The 14,422-nt window shown below is 69.6% G+C and carries 15 protein-coding genes; 2 read left to right on the forward strand and 13 right to left on the reverse strand.

What is annotated here, in order from left to right:
• Positions 1-2: 2 nt before the first annotated feature.
• The 5 genes from frr to BLR91_RS09810 all read right to left on the reverse strand — a co-directional run bounded on the left by frr (position 3) and on the right by BLR91_RS09810 (position 5,088).
• Complete coding sequence (gene frr / locus BLR91_RS09790) at positions 3-557, reverse strand: ribosome recycling factor (protein WP_018190706.1); 555 nt, start codon at positions 555-557, stop codon at positions 3-5.
• A gap of 101 nt (positions 558-658) precedes the next feature.
• On the reverse strand, positions 659-1,387 hold the full coding sequence (gene pyrH / locus BLR91_RS09795) for a UMP kinase (protein WP_018190705.1): 729 nt from the start codon (positions 1,385-1,387) through the stop codon (positions 659-661).
• 128 nt (positions 1,388-1,515) lie between these two features.
• The gene (tsf, locus tag BLR91_RS09800) at positions 1,516-2,346 is read right to left on the reverse strand and encodes a translation elongation factor Ts (RefSeq protein WP_089875480.1); all 831 of its coding nucleotides are present in this window, start codon (positions 2,344-2,346) and stop codon (positions 1,516-1,518) included.
• Positions 2,347-2,394: 48 nt separating this feature from the next.
• A complete protein-coding gene (rpsB, locus tag BLR91_RS09805; protein WP_018190703.1) occupies positions 2,395-3,357 on the reverse strand; it encodes a 30S ribosomal protein S2 in 963 nt (320 codons plus the stop codon).
• A gap of 228 nt (positions 3,358-3,585) precedes the next feature.
• Positions 3,586-5,088 carry a sugar porter family MFS transporter gene (locus BLR91_RS09810; protein WP_081626599.1) on the reverse strand — a complete coding sequence of 501 codons (1,503 nt, stop codon included), beginning with the start codon at positions 5,086-5,088 and terminating at the stop codon, positions 3,586-3,588.
• 320 nt (positions 5,089-5,408) lie between these two features.
• On the opposite strand from BLR91_RS09810, the gene BLR91_RS09815 reads away from it, so the two are divergent.
• Positions 5,409-5,966, forward strand: a complete 558-nt coding sequence (locus BLR91_RS09815; RefSeq protein WP_089875479.1) for a murein hydrolase activator EnvC family protein — start codon at positions 5,409-5,411, stop codon at positions 5,964-5,966.
• A 321-nt stretch (positions 5,967-6,287) separates the two neighbouring features.
• On the opposite strand, the gene BLR91_RS09820 is transcribed toward BLR91_RS09815, so the two are convergent.
• The 8 genes from BLR91_RS09820 to BLR91_RS09855 form a co-directional block, all read right to left on the reverse strand.
• Positions 6,288-7,406, reverse strand: a complete 1,119-nt coding sequence (locus tag BLR91_RS09820) for a tyrosine recombinase XerC (protein WP_089875478.1) — start codon at positions 7,404-7,406, stop codon at positions 6,288-6,290.
• Between the two features lie 103 nt (positions 7,407-7,509).
• A complete protein-coding gene (gene dprA, locus BLR91_RS09825) occupies positions 7,510-8,898 on the reverse strand; it encodes a DNA-processing protein DprA (RefSeq protein WP_231918874.1) in 1,389 nt (462 codons plus the stop codon).
• A gap of 254 nt (positions 8,899-9,152) precedes the next feature.
• Entirely contained in the window at positions 9,153-10,694 is a 1,542-nt protein-coding gene (locus BLR91_RS09830; protein WP_089875477.1) for a YifB family Mg chelatase-like AAA ATPase, read from the reverse strand.
• Positions 10,694-11,050 (reverse strand): YraN family protein, encoded by a 357-nt coding sequence (locus tag BLR91_RS09835; RefSeq protein ID WP_089875476.1) that lies wholly within the window; start codon positions 11,048-11,050, stop codon positions 10,694-10,696. The genes BLR91_RS09830 and BLR91_RS09835 overlap by 1 nt, the downstream gene beginning before the upstream one ends.
• 136 nt (positions 11,051-11,186) lie before the next feature.
• Positions 11,187-11,510 (reverse strand): DUF2469 family protein, encoded by a 324-nt coding sequence (locus BLR91_RS09840; RefSeq protein WP_018190696.1) that lies wholly within the window; start codon positions 11,508-11,510, stop codon positions 11,187-11,189.
• A gap of 85 nt (positions 11,511-11,595) precedes the next feature.
• Positions 11,596-12,321 carry a ribonuclease HII gene (locus tag BLR91_RS09845; protein WP_089875475.1) on the reverse strand — a complete coding sequence of 242 codons (726 nt, stop codon included), beginning with the start codon at positions 12,319-12,321 and terminating at the stop codon, positions 11,596-11,598.
• A 103-nt stretch (positions 12,322-12,424) separates the two neighbouring features.
• Positions 12,425-12,772 carry a 50S ribosomal protein L19 gene (gene rplS, locus BLR91_RS09850; protein ID WP_018190694.1) on the reverse strand — a complete coding sequence of 116 codons (348 nt, stop codon included), beginning with the start codon at positions 12,770-12,772 and terminating at the stop codon, positions 12,425-12,427.
• A 226-nt stretch (positions 12,773-12,998) separates the two neighbouring features.
• Positions 12,999-13,496: a hypothetical protein gene (locus BLR91_RS09855; protein WP_089875474.1), complete on the reverse strand. Its 498-nt coding sequence runs from the start codon at positions 13,494-13,496 to the stop codon at positions 12,999-13,001.
• Positions 13,497-13,592: 96 nt separating this feature from the next.
• On the opposite strand from BLR91_RS09855, the gene map reads away from it, so the two are divergent.
• Positions 13,593-14,357, forward strand: coding sequence for a type I methionyl aminopeptidase (map, locus tag BLR91_RS09860; RefSeq protein WP_089875473.1), 765 nt, complete (start codon positions 13,593-13,595; stop codon positions 14,355-14,357).
• The last annotated feature ends 65 nt before the right edge of the window (positions 14,358-14,422 follow it).

Below are 14,422 nucleotides of genomic sequence, written 5' to 3' on the forward strand. Positions count from 1 at the left end.
GGCTAGACCTCGAGGAGTTCGGCTTCCTTGCGCTTCAGGGCGTCGTCGACCGCGTCGACGTGAGTGCGCGTGATCGCCTCGAGCTCCTTCTCGGCGCGGGCAAGCTCGTCGTCGCCGACCTCGCCCTTCAGCGCATCCAGGTCGTCCTTCGACCGACGGCGGATGTTGCGCAGCGCGACCTTGGCGTCCTCGCCCTTGCCGCGGACGATCTTGACGAACTCCTTTCGACGGTCCTCGGTGAGCTCGGGCAGGGTGACCCGGACGATCTCGCCGTCGTTGCCGACATTGGCCGAGAGGTTGGGCATGTTGACGATGGCCTTCTCGATGTCCTTCAGCGCCGACTTGTCGTAAGGCGTGACCAGCAGGACGCGGGCCTCGGGGTTCTGGAGGCCGGCCAGCTGGGCGAGCGGCGTCGGCGAACCGTAGTAGTCGACCAGCACCTTCTGGAACAGTGCCGGGTTGGCCCGGCCCGCGCTCACGGTGCCGAAGTCCTCCCTCGCCGCGTCCACGGTCTTGCTCATGCGCTGACGGGCATCGGAAATCACATCCGCGATCACGGTTTCTCCTTCAGATCGGTGGGTCGCTGTCTAGTCTATTGCGCGGTCACGCCGCCGCCGGTGCCGGACCGGCGGCGGCATTGAAGACCAGCGCTGGCCGTTCAGCCGAGGAGAGTGCCGATCTCGGCGCCGAGCAGAGCAGCCGTGACGTTGCCGGCCGGCTCGATCCCGAAGATGCGCATCGGCATCCCGTTGTCCATGCACAGGCTGAGGGCCGTCGAGTCGACCGCCTTCAGGTTCTGCTGCAGGGCCTCCTGGTGGCTGATCTGGTCGATCTTGCGCGCATCGGGGTTGGTGCGCGGGTCGTCGTCGTACATGCCGTCGACGCCGTTCTTGGCGACCAGCACGACGTCGGCGCTGATCTCGAGTGCCCGCTGCGCGGCGACCGTGTCGGTCGAGAAGTACGGGAGCCCGGCGCCGGCGCCGAAGATGACGACCCGGCCCTTCTCGAGGTGCCGCTCCGCTCGGCGCGGGATGTACGGCTCGGCGACCTGGGTCATCGAGATCGCCGACTGGACGCGGGTCTCGGCACCCGCCTGCTCCAGGAAGTCCTGCAGCGCGAGCGAGTTCATGACCGTGCCGAGCATGCCCATGTAGTCGGCGCGACCGCGGTCCATGCCGCGCTGCGAGAGCTCGGCCCCGCGGAAGAAGTTGCCGCCGCCGACGACGATGGCGATCTCCACATCCTGTGCCGCCTGCGCGATCTCACGCGCGATGCTGCTGACGATGTCCGGGTTGACGCCGAGCTGTCCGCCGCCGAACGCTTCGCCGGAGAGTTTGAGAAGGACCCTGCGTCGCTGTGAAGGATGTCTCTGGGTGGCTGCCGACATGCGTGAATAGCGTCCTTCCGTGCGTGGTTCTGGTTAAAGCTAGTGGGTGCTCGCGGGAGAGGGACATCCTCCCGCGCACAGAAAAGGAGTCCGGATCGTGTTCACGATCCGGACTCCTTCATGATCTGTTACGCGCCGACCTTGAACCGGGCGAAACCGGTGATGGTCAGGCCCGCATCCTTCACCACCTGGGCGATGGTCAGCTTGTTGTCGCGGGCGTACTCCTGCTCGAGCAGGGCGACCTGCTTGAAGTAGGCGCCGAGGCGGCCCTCGATGATCTTCGGGAGCGCGGCCTCCGGCTTGCCCTCGTTGCGCGAGATCTCCTCGACGATGCGACGCTCGTTCTCGACCTCGTCGGCCGGGACGTCCTCGCGGTTGAGGTAGGTCGGGTTCGCGAACGAGATGTGCTGCGCGATGCTGCGAGCGGTCTCCGCGTCGTCACCGGTGTAACCGAGGACGACACCGACCTGCGGCGGCAGGTCCTTGGAGGTCTTGTGCAGGTAGATCGCGAAGTTATCGCCGTTCACGACGGCGATGCGGCGGAGTTCCACCTTCTCGCCGAGGATGGCGGCCTCGTCACCGATGAGCTCGGCGACGGTCTGGCTGCCGGCGGGGGCCGCGAGGGCCTCCTCGACGGTGGTGGCGCCGGCGGCCGCAGCCGCGTCGAGAACCTTCTCGGACAGGGCGATGAACTTGTCGCCCTTCGCCACGAAGTCGGTCTCGCACGCGAGCTCGATCATGGTGGCGGTGCCGTTGCCGTTCTCCTTGGCGGCGACGAGGCCCTCGCTGGTGGAGCGGTCGGCACGCTTCGCGTTGCCCTTCGCACCCTTCAGGCGCAGGATCTCGGTGGCCTTCTCGATGTCGCCACCGGCCTCCTCGAGGGCCTTCTTGGTGTCGACCATGCCGGTGCCGAGCTGCTCACGGAGAGCCTTGATGTCGGCGATGCTGATGTTTGCCATGTTCTGACTGGAACTTTCTTTTTCTCGAAGACTTCTGGTTGACGCGGGTTACTTGGACTCGGCGTCCGCAGGTGCGTCGGTCTCGACGGTCGACTCGGCCTCGGCGGCGTCGGCCTCGGCGGCCACGACGGCGTCAGCCTCGACAGCGTCCGCCTCGCCCTCGGCGACGACCTCGGCGGAGTCGGCCTTCGCGGCCGCCAGGTCCGCGTCAGCGGCCTTGGTGGTCTCGGCGCTCGACTGCACCTCGTCGGACGACTGCTGCAGGAGCTCCTGCTCCCACTCGGCGAGCGGCTCGGCCGGCTCGGCGCCCTCTTCGGGCTTCTGGTGACGCTGGATGAGGCCCTCGGCCGCAGCGTCGGCCACGATGCGAGTCAGCAGGGTGACGGAGCGGATCGCGTCGTCGTTGCCCGGGATCGGGTACTGGACCTCGTCCGGGTCGCAGTTCGTGTCGAGGATGCCGATGACCGGGATGCCCAGCTTCTTGGCCTCGTCGATCGCGAGGTGCTCCTTCTTGGTGTCGACAACCCAGAGCGCGCTCGGCGTCTTGCTGAGGTTGCGGATGCCGCCGAGCGACTTGTGGAGCTTGTCCAGCTCGCGCTTCTTGATCAGCAGCTCCTTCTTGGTGAAGCCGCTGGTGGTGCCCTCGAAGTCGAGCTCCTCGAGCTCCTTCATGCGGGCGAGGCGCTTGGACACGGTCGAGAAGTTGGTCAGCAGACCACCCAGCCAGCGCTGGTTCACGTAGGGCTGGCCCACGCGGGTCGCCTGCTCGGCGATCGCCTGCTGGGCCTGCTTCTTCGTGCCGACGAAGAGGATGGTGCCGCCGTGGGCGACGGTCTCGCGGACGAAGTCGTACGTCTTGTCGATGTACGCGAGCGACTGCTGCAGGTCGATGATGTAGCTGCCCGAGCGCTCGGTGAGGATGAAGCGCTTCATCTTCGGGTTCCACCGACGGGTCTGGTGTCCGAAGTGGACGCCGCTGTCGAGCAGCTGGCGCATGGTGACGACGGCCATTGCCGTTTCTCCTTTGGTTGCGGTTGTCTGCGACGGCCGGCGGCCGCCACTCCTGGTGCCCCGCGCGCATCCGCATCCCACCGCCCGCACGGCGAGGCCGTCGAGTGGAGTGGGAGACCGGTGGATGCGCGCCCCGCCCGGTGAAAGGCGCCTCTTGCGAGGATCTACGGGCACGCGTAGTCACTCCGACGAGCGGAGTGCTTCAGACATCCTATCAGGAAGCGGGGGTCAGGCGGAGTCTCCGCTGGAGCGCACCTGGACGCCCCGGCGCTTGCCGCCCGCCTCGCGGAAGAGGGTCTCGGCGTGCTCCAGCGCCATCCCGTTCGTCTCCGGGATCTTGAAGAAGACGAAGAAGAACGAGAGGGCGGCGAAGATCGCGTACATGCCGTACGTGAACGGCAGCGAGAAGTCGGCCATGGGCGGGAAGGAGACGGTCACCAGGAAGTTGGCGATCCACTGCGCGGCCGCCGCGACGCCGAGCGCCTTTCCGCGGATCTTGGTCGGGAAGATCTCGCCGAGGAGCACCCAGACCAGCGGTCCCCACGACGCGCCGAAGCAGATGACGAAGATGTTCGCGGCGATCAGGGCGATCGGGCCCCACGGGTTCGGCAGCGACACCGCGCCGTCGACCTTGACCGCGAAGGCGAAGGAAAGCGCCATGACGCCGAGCGACAGGGCCATGCCGACCGAGCCGGTCAGCAGGATGGGGCGGCGGCCGACGCGGTCGACGAGCACGATGGCGACGATCGTCACGACGACGTTCGTGACCGAGGTGATCACGGTGATGAGCAGCGAGTTGCTCTCGGTGAATCCGACCGCCTTCCACAGCGTGGTCGAGTAGTAGAAGATCACGTTGATGCCGACGAACTGCTGGAAGACGGAGAGGATGATGCCGATCCAGACGATCGGCTTGAGGCCCAGCCGATTGCCGGCCAGGGTGGCCTTCGCGCCCTCCTTGTCCTCCTGGATGGCGCGCTCGATGTCGCCGATCTGGCGGTCGATGTCCTCTTCGGGGACGAGCGTGGTGAAGATCTCCCGTGCCTCGTCGTGGCGCCCGTTGGCGAGCAGGAAGCGGGGCGACTCGGGCAGTGTCAGGGCGAGGATGCCGTAGACGACCGACGGGATCACGCCGACCAGGAACATCCACCGCCACGCCTCGAGCCCGAACCAGAGCTGCTGGGATGCGGACCCGGCCACGCCGGCGAGGAGGGCGTCCGAGAGCAGGGCGACGAAGATACCGATCGTGATGGCCAGCTGCTGCAGGGAGGCCAGTCGGCCGCGGGACTGCCGCGGCGAGATCTCGGCGATGTAGGCGGGCGCGACGACGGAAGCGATGCCGATGCCGAGACCGCCGATGACGCGCCAGAACCCGAGGTCCCAGGCGGAGAACGCGAGGCCGGCTCCGATGGAGCTGGCAAGGAACAGCACCGCGCCGAGGAGCATCACCTTGAGGCGCCCCCAGCGGTCAGCGAGGCGACCGGCGATGAAGGCGCCGACGGCGCAGCCCAGCAGGGCGATGGCGACGATGAACCCGGTGACGAAGGCGTTCAGCGCGAAGCTCTTCTGGATCGAGTCGACCGCGCCGTTGATGACCGACGAGTCGAAACCGAACAGGAACCCGCCGACCGCCGCTGCGATCGCCAGTCCGGTGACTCTCCGCCGCATCGCCGCCGTGGGCCGTGGTGCGTTCTCGTCGCTCGTGGCGGCTGCGTTCCTGCTCTCTTCAGTCATGTCATCCCTTTTTCGGTTGTGCGGCCCACTGTTCGCGGCTCCCGGTCGGGGGGCGGCGAGGGCGAATATCACGGTACGCCGCGAACGGGCCGGGGAGAACCGTCGGCCACTGGCGTGTCCACAGACGGGTCCCGTGCGGACTTGTCCACTTGTTCGGGATGCGCCCGAGCGACCGGTGGCCGCGCCAGGGAGGGTGGAAGGACGGCTCGACGGAAGGCGGACGGATGCGATTGCACGACGAGACTCGTGGCATGCGGCTCAACCGTGGTGCGCGCTGGCGCCGAAGGCGATCGCGGGCGGCCCCGCCGCGTTGGTGTGTCGTGCTCTCTGCGCTCATCCTGTGCGTGCTGTTCCTTCCGGCCGGGGCCGCCGGTGCGACTGCGATGGGTGATTCCGTCAGTCCGCCGACGGACCTCCTGGCCGACCGGGCGGGCTCCGCACAGCGGCCGGCGGCGTCCGATCACGGGGCGCAGTGGATGTGGCCCGTCGCCGACCCCGCGGTTTCAGCGCCGTATGCGGCACCTCCGACGCGGTACGCCGCGGGTCATCGCGGCATCGACCTGACGGCGACGGCGGGCGCTCCCCTGATCGCGCCGGATGGCGCGACCGTACGCTTCGCCGGGATGGTCGTTGATCGCCCGGTGCTGACTCTCGACCACGGCGGCGGGGTCCTGTCGAGCTTCGAGCCGGCGTCGTCGGACCTCCCGGTGGGTTCGCGGGTCGCCCGAGGCGCGGTCATCGGAGTCGTCGCGTCGGGCGGGCACTGCGGCACGGCGTGCGTCCACGTGGGTGTCCGCGTGAACGGAGAGTACGTGTCGCCGATGCTGTACTTCGGGCGGGTGCCGCCCGCCATCCTCTTGCCGCTCGGGGGCGGGTGAGCTCCGCCTGGCAGCAGCGGATGCGACCCGGCCGGCCGGGTCGAGGATGATGAGGCAGGCCCGCCAGCCCGGGCTGGCGGGAGCTCGGGCGCGCCGGAGCGGCCCAGATCGGGCGCCCGGGTGGGCGGAGCGGCCCGGTTCAGGCGCGCGGGTGGGCGGAGCGGTCCGGTTCGAGCGCCCGGGTCGGCGGAGCGGTCCGGTTCGAGCGCCCGGGTCGGCGGGGCGGCCCGGTGCAGGCGCGCGGGTGGGCGGAGCGGTCCGGTTCGAGCGCCCGGGTCGGCGGAGCGGCCCGGTTGGGGCGCCCGGGCGGGGCGGCCCGGTTCAGGCGCGCGGGTGGGCGATCCGGTACGCCTCTTTGAGCCGTTCGGTCGAGACGTGGGTGTAGATCTGGGTCGTGCCTAGGCTGGCGTGGCCGAGCAGCTCCTGCACCGCTCGGAGGTCTGCCCCGCCGTCGAGCAGGTGCGTGGCGGCCGTGTGGCGGAGGGCGTGGGGCCCGGACGGCCCTCGCCCCGGCACGTCGGCGAGAAGACCGGCGACCAGCTCGTAGACGGCGCGGCTCCCGAGCCGCGCCCCGCGCGCACCGAGGAACAGCGCGGGCCCTGACCCGGCAACGGCGAGCCGCGGACGCCCGCCCGACAGCCACGCACGGATGGCCCGCAATGCCGGCACCCCGAAGGGCACGACGCGTTCCTTCGACCCTTTGCCGATCACACGGACGGTCAGTCGGTCGAGGTCCACATCGTCGACGTCGAGCCCGGTCAACTCGGACACGCGGATCCCGGCCGCGTAGAGCAACTCGATCACCGCCACATCACGCAGCGATCCGGGGTCGCCGTCCTCTGCCCGTGCGGCGAGCGCCGCGAGGATCTCGTCCATCTGCTCCCGCGTGATGACTCTCGGAAGCGTCTTGTCCGCTTTCGGGGACCGCAACCGCGCGGCCGGGTCCACGACCGCATGTTCGGCGGCGGTCCCAGCCGCTTCCGGATCCAGGGCCGCGCGACCTGGAGCCGACGCTGCCGGGGCCACGACCGCGTGATCCCGAGCCGTCCCCGCGGGCTCGCTGCTTGCCGCGGACGCACCCCCGATCCCGTCGCCTGCCCCGGCAGAACTATCGGTTGCAACGCGTCCGCCGAGCGCCCCAGCGGTCGAGCCGGCCTTTCCGGGCGTCTCGACTTGGCGCGTGACCCATGCGCTGAAGCCGCGGACCGACGCCGCCCGCCGCGCGAGCGTCGACTTCGCGAGGCCCCGCTTGGAGCCCTCCCAGAGCCAGTCACGGTAGAGGTCGAGAGTCAGTGCGTCCGCGGTCGCGACGCCCCGTTCCGCCGCAAAGGCGGCGAGCGCCCCCAGGTCCGACCGGTAGGCGCGGATCGTCTGCGGCGAGTACCCGCGCTCCACCCGCAGGTGCCGTTCGTACTGCTCGATGGCCGCATCCAGACTCACCTCCCCAGCTTGACCCCGGACCGTCTCCGGGGTGGGCAGCGACGCGCGTTCTGCGAGACGCGACGGAGCGGAGCCACTTTGCCTCTCGCCCACGGATTGGCTGTCACGCGTGCCTCCGTTCGCTGAGCGACCAGCCTCCGCCGCTTTCGCGGGCTCGGCCGGCGAGGTCGAGCCGGCCGAGGATCGCGGCGACCGTCGTGAAGGGTAGCGACGACCGCGCCGCGATCTCGTCCGCACTGGCGCCGCGTGCCGATGTCAGAGCCGACACGACGGCGCCCTCCGCATCTCCACCCTCCGGCGGCACCTCGACGGTGTCGACGGCCGCCGCGCCCGGCTCGCCCGTCGGGCCGGTTCCCAGGGGATCTGCGAGCTCCGCCATCTCGTCGGCAGACGTGACGCAGATGGCCGCGTATTCCCGGATGAGACGGTGGCACCCGGCCGACGCGGGCGAGAGGATGCTTCCCGGCACAGCGCCCAGCGGTCGCCCGAGCTGGGCGGCGTGACCTGCGGTGTTGAGGGATCCGGACCGTCGCCCCGCCTCGACCACCACGGTCGCGCTCGCCGCTGCGGCGATCAACCGATTGCGCATCAGGAACCGCCACCGGGTCGGCGCGTTGCCCGGAGGGAGTTCGGCCGCGAGCACACCCTCCCGGGAGACACGACGGAGCAGATCGCTGTTGCCCGCCGGATACAGACGGTCGACTCCTCCGGCGAGGAACGCCACGGTCAGCCCGCCGCTCGCCAGCGTGGCGCGATGTGCTGCCGCGTCGATCCCGTATGCACCGCCGGACACGACGGCGAACCCCCGCCCGACCAGTCCGGCCACCGCCTCCATTGCCACGTGCTCTCCGTAGTCGGTCGACGCGCGTGCGCCGACGAGAGCGACGGAACGGTCCAGCCGCGCCAACCGCTCGGGATCGCCGCGGATCCACAGTGCGAGCGGCTCGCCGTCCTCAAGCGCCGCGAAACCCTCCGGCCAGACTTCCGTGTCGGGTGTCAGCAGAACCGCACCCAGCCGCGCTGCCCGCTCGAGGGCTCGGCACGACTCCTCCAGGGAGAGCCGCACCCGCCACCGTGCGAGGCATTCGGCGATCCGACGAACCGCCCGCGCATCGACCTGCGGCCGCTCCGGCGAGAGGCTCTCGAACGCCGACAGGAAATTGCCGGCCGCTCCCCCGCTGCCGTCGGTGTCGAACCGGTGCCCGAACTGCTCGCCTGCACCCTCCAGAGAGAGCGCCAAGTCCTCCGTAAGAGGGAGCGGCACCACGTCGGCGTGACGCGATACGTGCAGCACGTGCTCCGCATCGTGCCCCTCCACGATCGCTCGGAGCAGGCCCACCGCGCCCAGCGCACCCACCAGGCGCCCCGCCTCCAGGTCTCCTGGTTCGATCGCCGTCGTCAACGCGGCTCTGGCGAACCGCTCGGCGCTCAGCTCGGACGACTCCGCTCCCCTGTCGGGCGAACTGGACACCGCTGCAACCAGGCGCGCCACGTCGCCATCGGACAGGCCCGCGAATACGGATCCGGAGCGACGTCCCCCGCAAGGTGGCGACGGCACGCCGGTGCGTGCGCCCCCGACCGGCGGGTCATCCACCGCTCCCGGCGCCTCCGCCCTTCTCTCGTCCGATGCCTTCGCCCCGTCGAACGCCGGCCCGTTCGTCGCGTCCGTATCATCCGGCAGCGCCCCGCTCCCGCTTCGCCCAGCCGTCGCAAGCCGGGAGACCGCGCATGCGCCGCACGCGGCGCTCATGCTCTGATCCCGCGCCGCAGGAACAGCGCACGGCCGACGTGGTCCACATCTGGTGACCCCGCGCCGTCGAGGTCGGCGAGGGTCCACGCGAGGCGCAAGGTCCGGTCGTAGCCGCGCATCGTGATGCCGCCGCGCTCCAACGCCCGGTCGAGTGGCGCGATCGCCGACGCCCCGAGCCGGCGGTCGCCGGATCGCAGCCAGCTGCCGGCCACGTCAGCGTTGCGCACCCAGCCCGTCCCGCGGAGTCGTTCGAGCGCGCTGGCCCTGGCCGACTCGACGCGAGCTCGGAGTTCGCTGCTGGTCAGGCCCGGCGCGTGGACGTCCGAGGCCGCATGGAGGGCGGCCAGGCCCAATCGCCGTACGGTGAGACGGATGTCGACGCGATCCATCAGCGGCCCGGACATCCGGGCGAGGTAGCGTCTTCGGGCCATCGGCGAGCATGTGCACTCCGCATCCGCCGAACCGTAGTGGCCGCACGGACAGGGGTTCGACGCGAGCACCAACTGGAACCGCGCCGGAAACGACGCGGCACCACTTGCACGATGGATGGTGATGCTGCCGTTCTCCAACGGTTGCCGGAGCGCATCGAGCACGGACGGCGGGAACTCGGCCGCTTCGTCGAGAAACAGCACCCCGTGCGTAGCCCGGACGATCGCGCCGGGGGTGATCCGCCCGCTGCCCCCGCCGACCAGCGAGACGGCCGATGCCGTGTGGTGAGGCGCTTCGAACGGCGGTCGCCGCACCAGTTCTGCGCCGACACCCAAACCGGTGAGCGAACGGATGCACGTCGCTTCCAAGGCGTCGGCACCGGCCAGGTCCGGCAACAGGGACGGAAGGCGCCGGGCGAGCATCGTCTTGCCCGCCCCTGGAGGACCGACCATCGCCAGATGATGACCGCCCGCCGCTGCGGCGACCAGCGCCTCGACGGCTTCGCCGTTGCCGGACACCTCGGCCATGTCCGGCTCCGGTGCTGCTCGTTGTTCCGACACCGCCGGGAGAACCGGTTCCTCATCCACCGGGTCGAGCTCGGCGCCGTGCACGATCGCCGCGGCGCGCAATCCCGTCACCCCCACAACCTCGATGCCCTCGACGAGACATGCCTCGTCGAGGTTGCCCGCGGGAACGAGGACCCGCTCGAACCCTGCTTCGCGTGCTGCGAGGACGGCCGGAAGCACGCCCGCCACCGGACGCAGCCGCCCGTCCAGTCCCAGTTCACCGAGGTGGACCGCTCGCCCCGCCGACACCGGCGGCACGACGCCCGCCGCAGACAGCGAGGCGATCGCGATGGCGAGATCGAAGCCGGACCCCTGCTTCGGGAGCGCGGCCGGCGACAGATTGACCGTCAGCTTCTTCTGCGACAGGGAGCAACCGGCATTCACCGCGGCCGCTCCGACCCGCTTCCGCGACTCGCCCAGCGCCGTGTCGGGCAGCCCGATGAGGACGAATGCCGGCAGTCCCGCCGAGATGTCGGCCTCCACTTCGACCACGTTGCCGCGCAACCCGTCGAGAGCGATGGCGAACGTGCGTGCGAGCGCCATCAGGCGATCCCGGTCAGGTGCTCGACGACTGGCCGGTCGCTCCACGCATCGGTCACGGCGACCGCATCGATGCGGACCGCGACAGCCCCGGGCTCCCGTTCGCGACACCACGCGGCCGCCAGTCGCCGCAGGCGGGCCGCCTTACGCGACGTGATCGCCTCGAACGGATGCCCGAAGGTCAGCGACGACCGCGTTTTCACCTCCGCGAACACCATCGTGGTGCCGCGCCGCAGTACCAGGTCGAGCTCCCCCGACGGGCACCGCCAGTTGCGGTCGACGAGGGTGTACCCGTTCTCCTGCAGCCACTCGGCAGCGACCTGCTCGCCGCGACGGCCCAATTCGTCTTTCTCAGCCATGTCAACCTCCGCATCCAGCCTCGGCTGGTGGGCCGGTCGGCGGAGCGGGAAGGACAGATCTGTGGAAAGACCGCGAGGAGCAGGGGCTGTGAACAGGTGGAGCGTGAACGCTCAGTCGCTCACGAGAGCACGGCGATCACTCGTCGAGCGCGAGCTCCTTGGGCAGCTCGAACTCCTTGGAGGAGAGCTCCTCGATGTTGACGTCCTTGAAGGTCAGGACGCGCACGGACTTCACGAAGCGGTCGGCCCGGTACACGTCCCATACCCAGACGTCGTTCATGGTCAGCTCGAAGTAGAAGTCGTGCTCCGTATCGCGGCGCACGAACTCCACCTCGTTCGCCAGATAGAAACGTCGTTCCGTCTCGATCACATACTTGAACTGCGAGACGACGTCCCGGTACTCGCGATACAAAGCCAACTCGACCTCGCGGTCGTAGTCGTCGAACTCGTCTTCATCCATCGTCCGTCAAGTCTATGCCGCTCGGACGACTCGCGCGTCGGTCGCGGTCACGCTGTGGACGAACCGACGGATCAACCGGGCCGGATCACTCGGGGATGTCGATCAGCGCCGGCTGCTTCAGCCACGTCATCCGGTGCAGCGCACTCGGGCCCAGCTCTGCGATGGCGGCGAAGTGCTCCGGGGTCGAGTACCCCTTGTTGCTCGCCCAGCCGTAGCCCGGATACTCGGTGTCGTGTGCGATCATCATGCGGTCACGATGCACCTTGGCGATGACGGACGCCGCGGCGACGGAAGCGCAGTCCCGGTCGGCCTTGATACGCGTGACGACCTTCGCCGGCCTCATCAGCGCCGGATTCAGATAGTCGTAGTTGCCGTCGAGGATGAGCGTGCTGTCGTGCACGACGGCGCCCTGCTCCTCCAGCTGGGCGAGGGCGCGCGCGCCCGCCAGCCCGAGGCAGCGCATGATCCCGAGCGAGTCGACCTCGGCGGCCGTCGCCAGACCGACCGCATGGTGCATGGCCCACTTGCGGCACAGCGGGTCGAGCGATTCCCGGACAGGCTCGGGCAGGAGCTTGGAGTCGCGCAGCCCCGGCGGGATGCGCTTCACGGCCGTGTCGATGACGACCATCCCGACCGCGACGGGGCCTGCGAGCGCTCCGCGGCCGACCTCGTCGACGGCGACGATGGAGGTCACGCCCTCTCGATAGAGGGCCTTCTCGAACCGCAGGGACGGCGACACCGGGGTCATCATGCGTTCCTCGTCCTCCGCCCTCTCGATCTGCGGGAAGCCTCGCGTTCCATTGTCACTCATCGGCGGGTGCCGTTCGTACACGACGCGGTCAGCAGCTCCGGAAACGACAGAACCCCCGGATCCATACAGGATTCGGGGGCTCTCGACGCTTGGGGCGCGGAGATCAGTTCTCGCGCTTCTCCTTGATCTTCGCCTTCTTGCCGCGGAGCTCGCGCAGGTAGTAGAGCTTCGCGCGACGGACGTCACCGCGGGTGACGACCTCGATCTTGTCGATGACCGGGGAGTGGACTGGGAAGGTGCGCTCGACACCCACCTGGAAGCTGATCTTGCGGACCGTGAAGGTCTCGCGGACGCCCTCGCCGGAGCGGCCGATGACGACGCCCTGGAAGACCTGGACGCGAGAGCGGTTGCCCTCGATGATGTTCACGTGCACCTTGACGGTGTCGCCGGCGCGGAACTCGGGGATGTCCTGCTTGAGGGACGCGGCGTCGAGCTGGTCGAGGATGTGCATGGATGTTCGCTCTCTGTACCCGCCACAGGTCGGGAACGGACTCGGGGCCGGCTCCGATCAGGAGTGTCGGCCGTCTGGGTTCGGTAAGTGGGTGTCCGCGAGAAGTGCTGGCTCCCCCGTGGCAGAGCCTGGCCGCGGCACAAGGGTCAATTGTGCCATGCGCGGCACCTGTTTGCCAAAGCGCACGGAATCGGATGCCGAAACAGCACACCCGACGCGCGGGTCGTCACTCGCGGTCGCGGCGCTCCTCGATGACGATGTACTCGCCTCCGTCGACCGACTCACCGGGTGGCGGCGGGACCTCGCGGGGCTGGGCGGCACGCTGGTAGGCCTCGAACGTCATGGCGACACGAGCGCGCGTCTCGGTCAGGAGCTCCCACAGCACCACCCAGAAGATGGCGATGAACAGCAGGATGCCCAGCACGGCCAGCCAGCCGGTCAACCCGGCCGGGAAGAACCCGAACGCGATGATCGCCAGATGCCAGGCGCCGAACAGGCCGACGTCGTACCAGGAGACCGCGCGACTCTCGCGTACGCTGCGCCGGGCCATCACGATGCCGCCCACGACCAGCATCGCGACGAACAGGATGGGGCAGAGCAGCAGGAGGCCGAGGAACGACCAGCCGCTCCCCTGGCTGAAGGCGGCCCAGCCGACCAGCAGCCACGCCGGGAGCACCACGGCGGACGGGAAGAGCCACCAGTAGAACGCCTTGCGGATGATCACGCGCCCAGCGTAGCCGGGGCCGGCTGTGCTGCGGCTGCGCGTTTGCCGGACGCCCACCTGCGAGACTGGTGGGGTACGACACCGAGAGGAGCCACCGTGATCGAGCTGAGGACGCCCGCCGAGATCGAGCAGATGCGGCCGGCCGGCCGCTTCGTCGCCGATGTGCTCGCGCAGACGGCTGCGGCTGCCCACGTCGGCGTGAATCTGCTGGAGCTGGATGCGCTCGCGCACGACCTCATCCGTCGCCGCGGTGCCGAGTCCTGTTACATCGACTACCATCCGTCGTTCGGGGCGAGCCCGTTCGGCAAGGTGATCTGCACCTCCGTCAACGATGCCGTGCTGCACGGCCTCCCGCACGACTACCGGTTGCAGGACGGCGACCTGCTGACCCTGGACTTCGCCGCGAGCGTGGACGGCTGGGTCGCCGACTCGGCCGTGAGCCTGGTCGTCGGCACGCCGCGGGACGAGGACCTCCGTCTGATCGACACCACCCGCCGCGCGCTCACGGCGGGCATCGAAGCGGCACAGCCCGGCGGCAGGATCGGCGACATCTCCGCTGCCATCGCCGCCGTCGCTCACGCGGAGGGCTACTCGATCAACACGCAGTTCGGCGGCCACGGCGTCGGCCGGACGATGCACGGCGACCCGCACATCTCGAACGACGGGCGCGCCGGCCGCGGCTATCCCCTGCGCCCGGGCCTCGTCGTCGCGATCGAGCCGTGGTTCCTGGAGACGACCGACGAGATCTACACCGACCGAGACGGCTGGACGCTCCGCAGCGCCGACGGCTCCCGCGGCGCGCACTCCGAGCACACCGTCGCTATCACCGACGACGGCCCCCTCGTCCTCACCGCCCCCTGACCCCACCGTCGAGTACACGAAGACTGCACGCGAATCACATTGCGAGCGTGCAATTTGTGCGTACT

Origin of the sequence: Leifsonia sp. 466MF (genome assembly GCF_900100265.1) — a bacterium.
GTDB lineage: Bacteria > Actinomycetota > Actinomycetes > Actinomycetales > Microbacteriaceae > Leifsonia.

Excerpts from the sequence above, each read along its gene's own strand:
- BLR91_RS09845 (WP_089875475.1), bottom strand. The coding sequence starts at position 12,321 with ATGAGTGACAATGGAACGCGAGGCTTCCCGCAGATCGAGAGGGCGGAG.
- tsf (WP_089875480.1), bottom strand. The coding sequence starts at position 2,346 with ATGGCAAACATCAGCATCGCCGACATCAAGGCTCTCCGTGAGCAGCTC.
- rplS (WP_018190694.1), bottom strand. The coding sequence starts at position 12,772 with ATGCACATCCTCGACCAGCTCGACGCCGCGTCCCTCAAGCAGGACATC.
- BLR91_RS09835 (WP_089875476.1), bottom strand. The coding sequence starts at position 11,050 with ATGGCTGAGAAAGACGAATTGGGCCGTCGCGGCGAGCAGGTCGCTGCC.
- pyrH (WP_018190705.1), bottom strand. The coding sequence starts at position 1,387 with ATGTCGGCAGCCACCCAGAGACATCCTTCACAGCGACGCAGGGTCCTT.
- BLR91_RS09840 (WP_018190696.1), bottom strand. The coding sequence starts at position 11,510 with ATGGATGAAGACGAGTTCGACGACTACGACCGCGAGGTCGAGTTGGCT.
- BLR91_RS09810 (WP_081626599.1), bottom strand. The coding sequence starts at position 5,088 with ATGACTGAAGAGAGCAGGAACGCAGCCGCCACGAGCGACGAGAACGCA.
- rpsB (WP_018190703.1), bottom strand. The coding sequence starts at position 3,357 with ATGGCCGTCGTCACCATGCGCCAGCTGCTCGACAGCGGCGTCCACTTC.
- BLR91_RS09830 (WP_089875477.1), bottom strand. The coding sequence starts at position 10,694 with ATGGCGCTCGCACGCACGTTCGCCATCGCTCTCGACGGGTTGCGCGGC.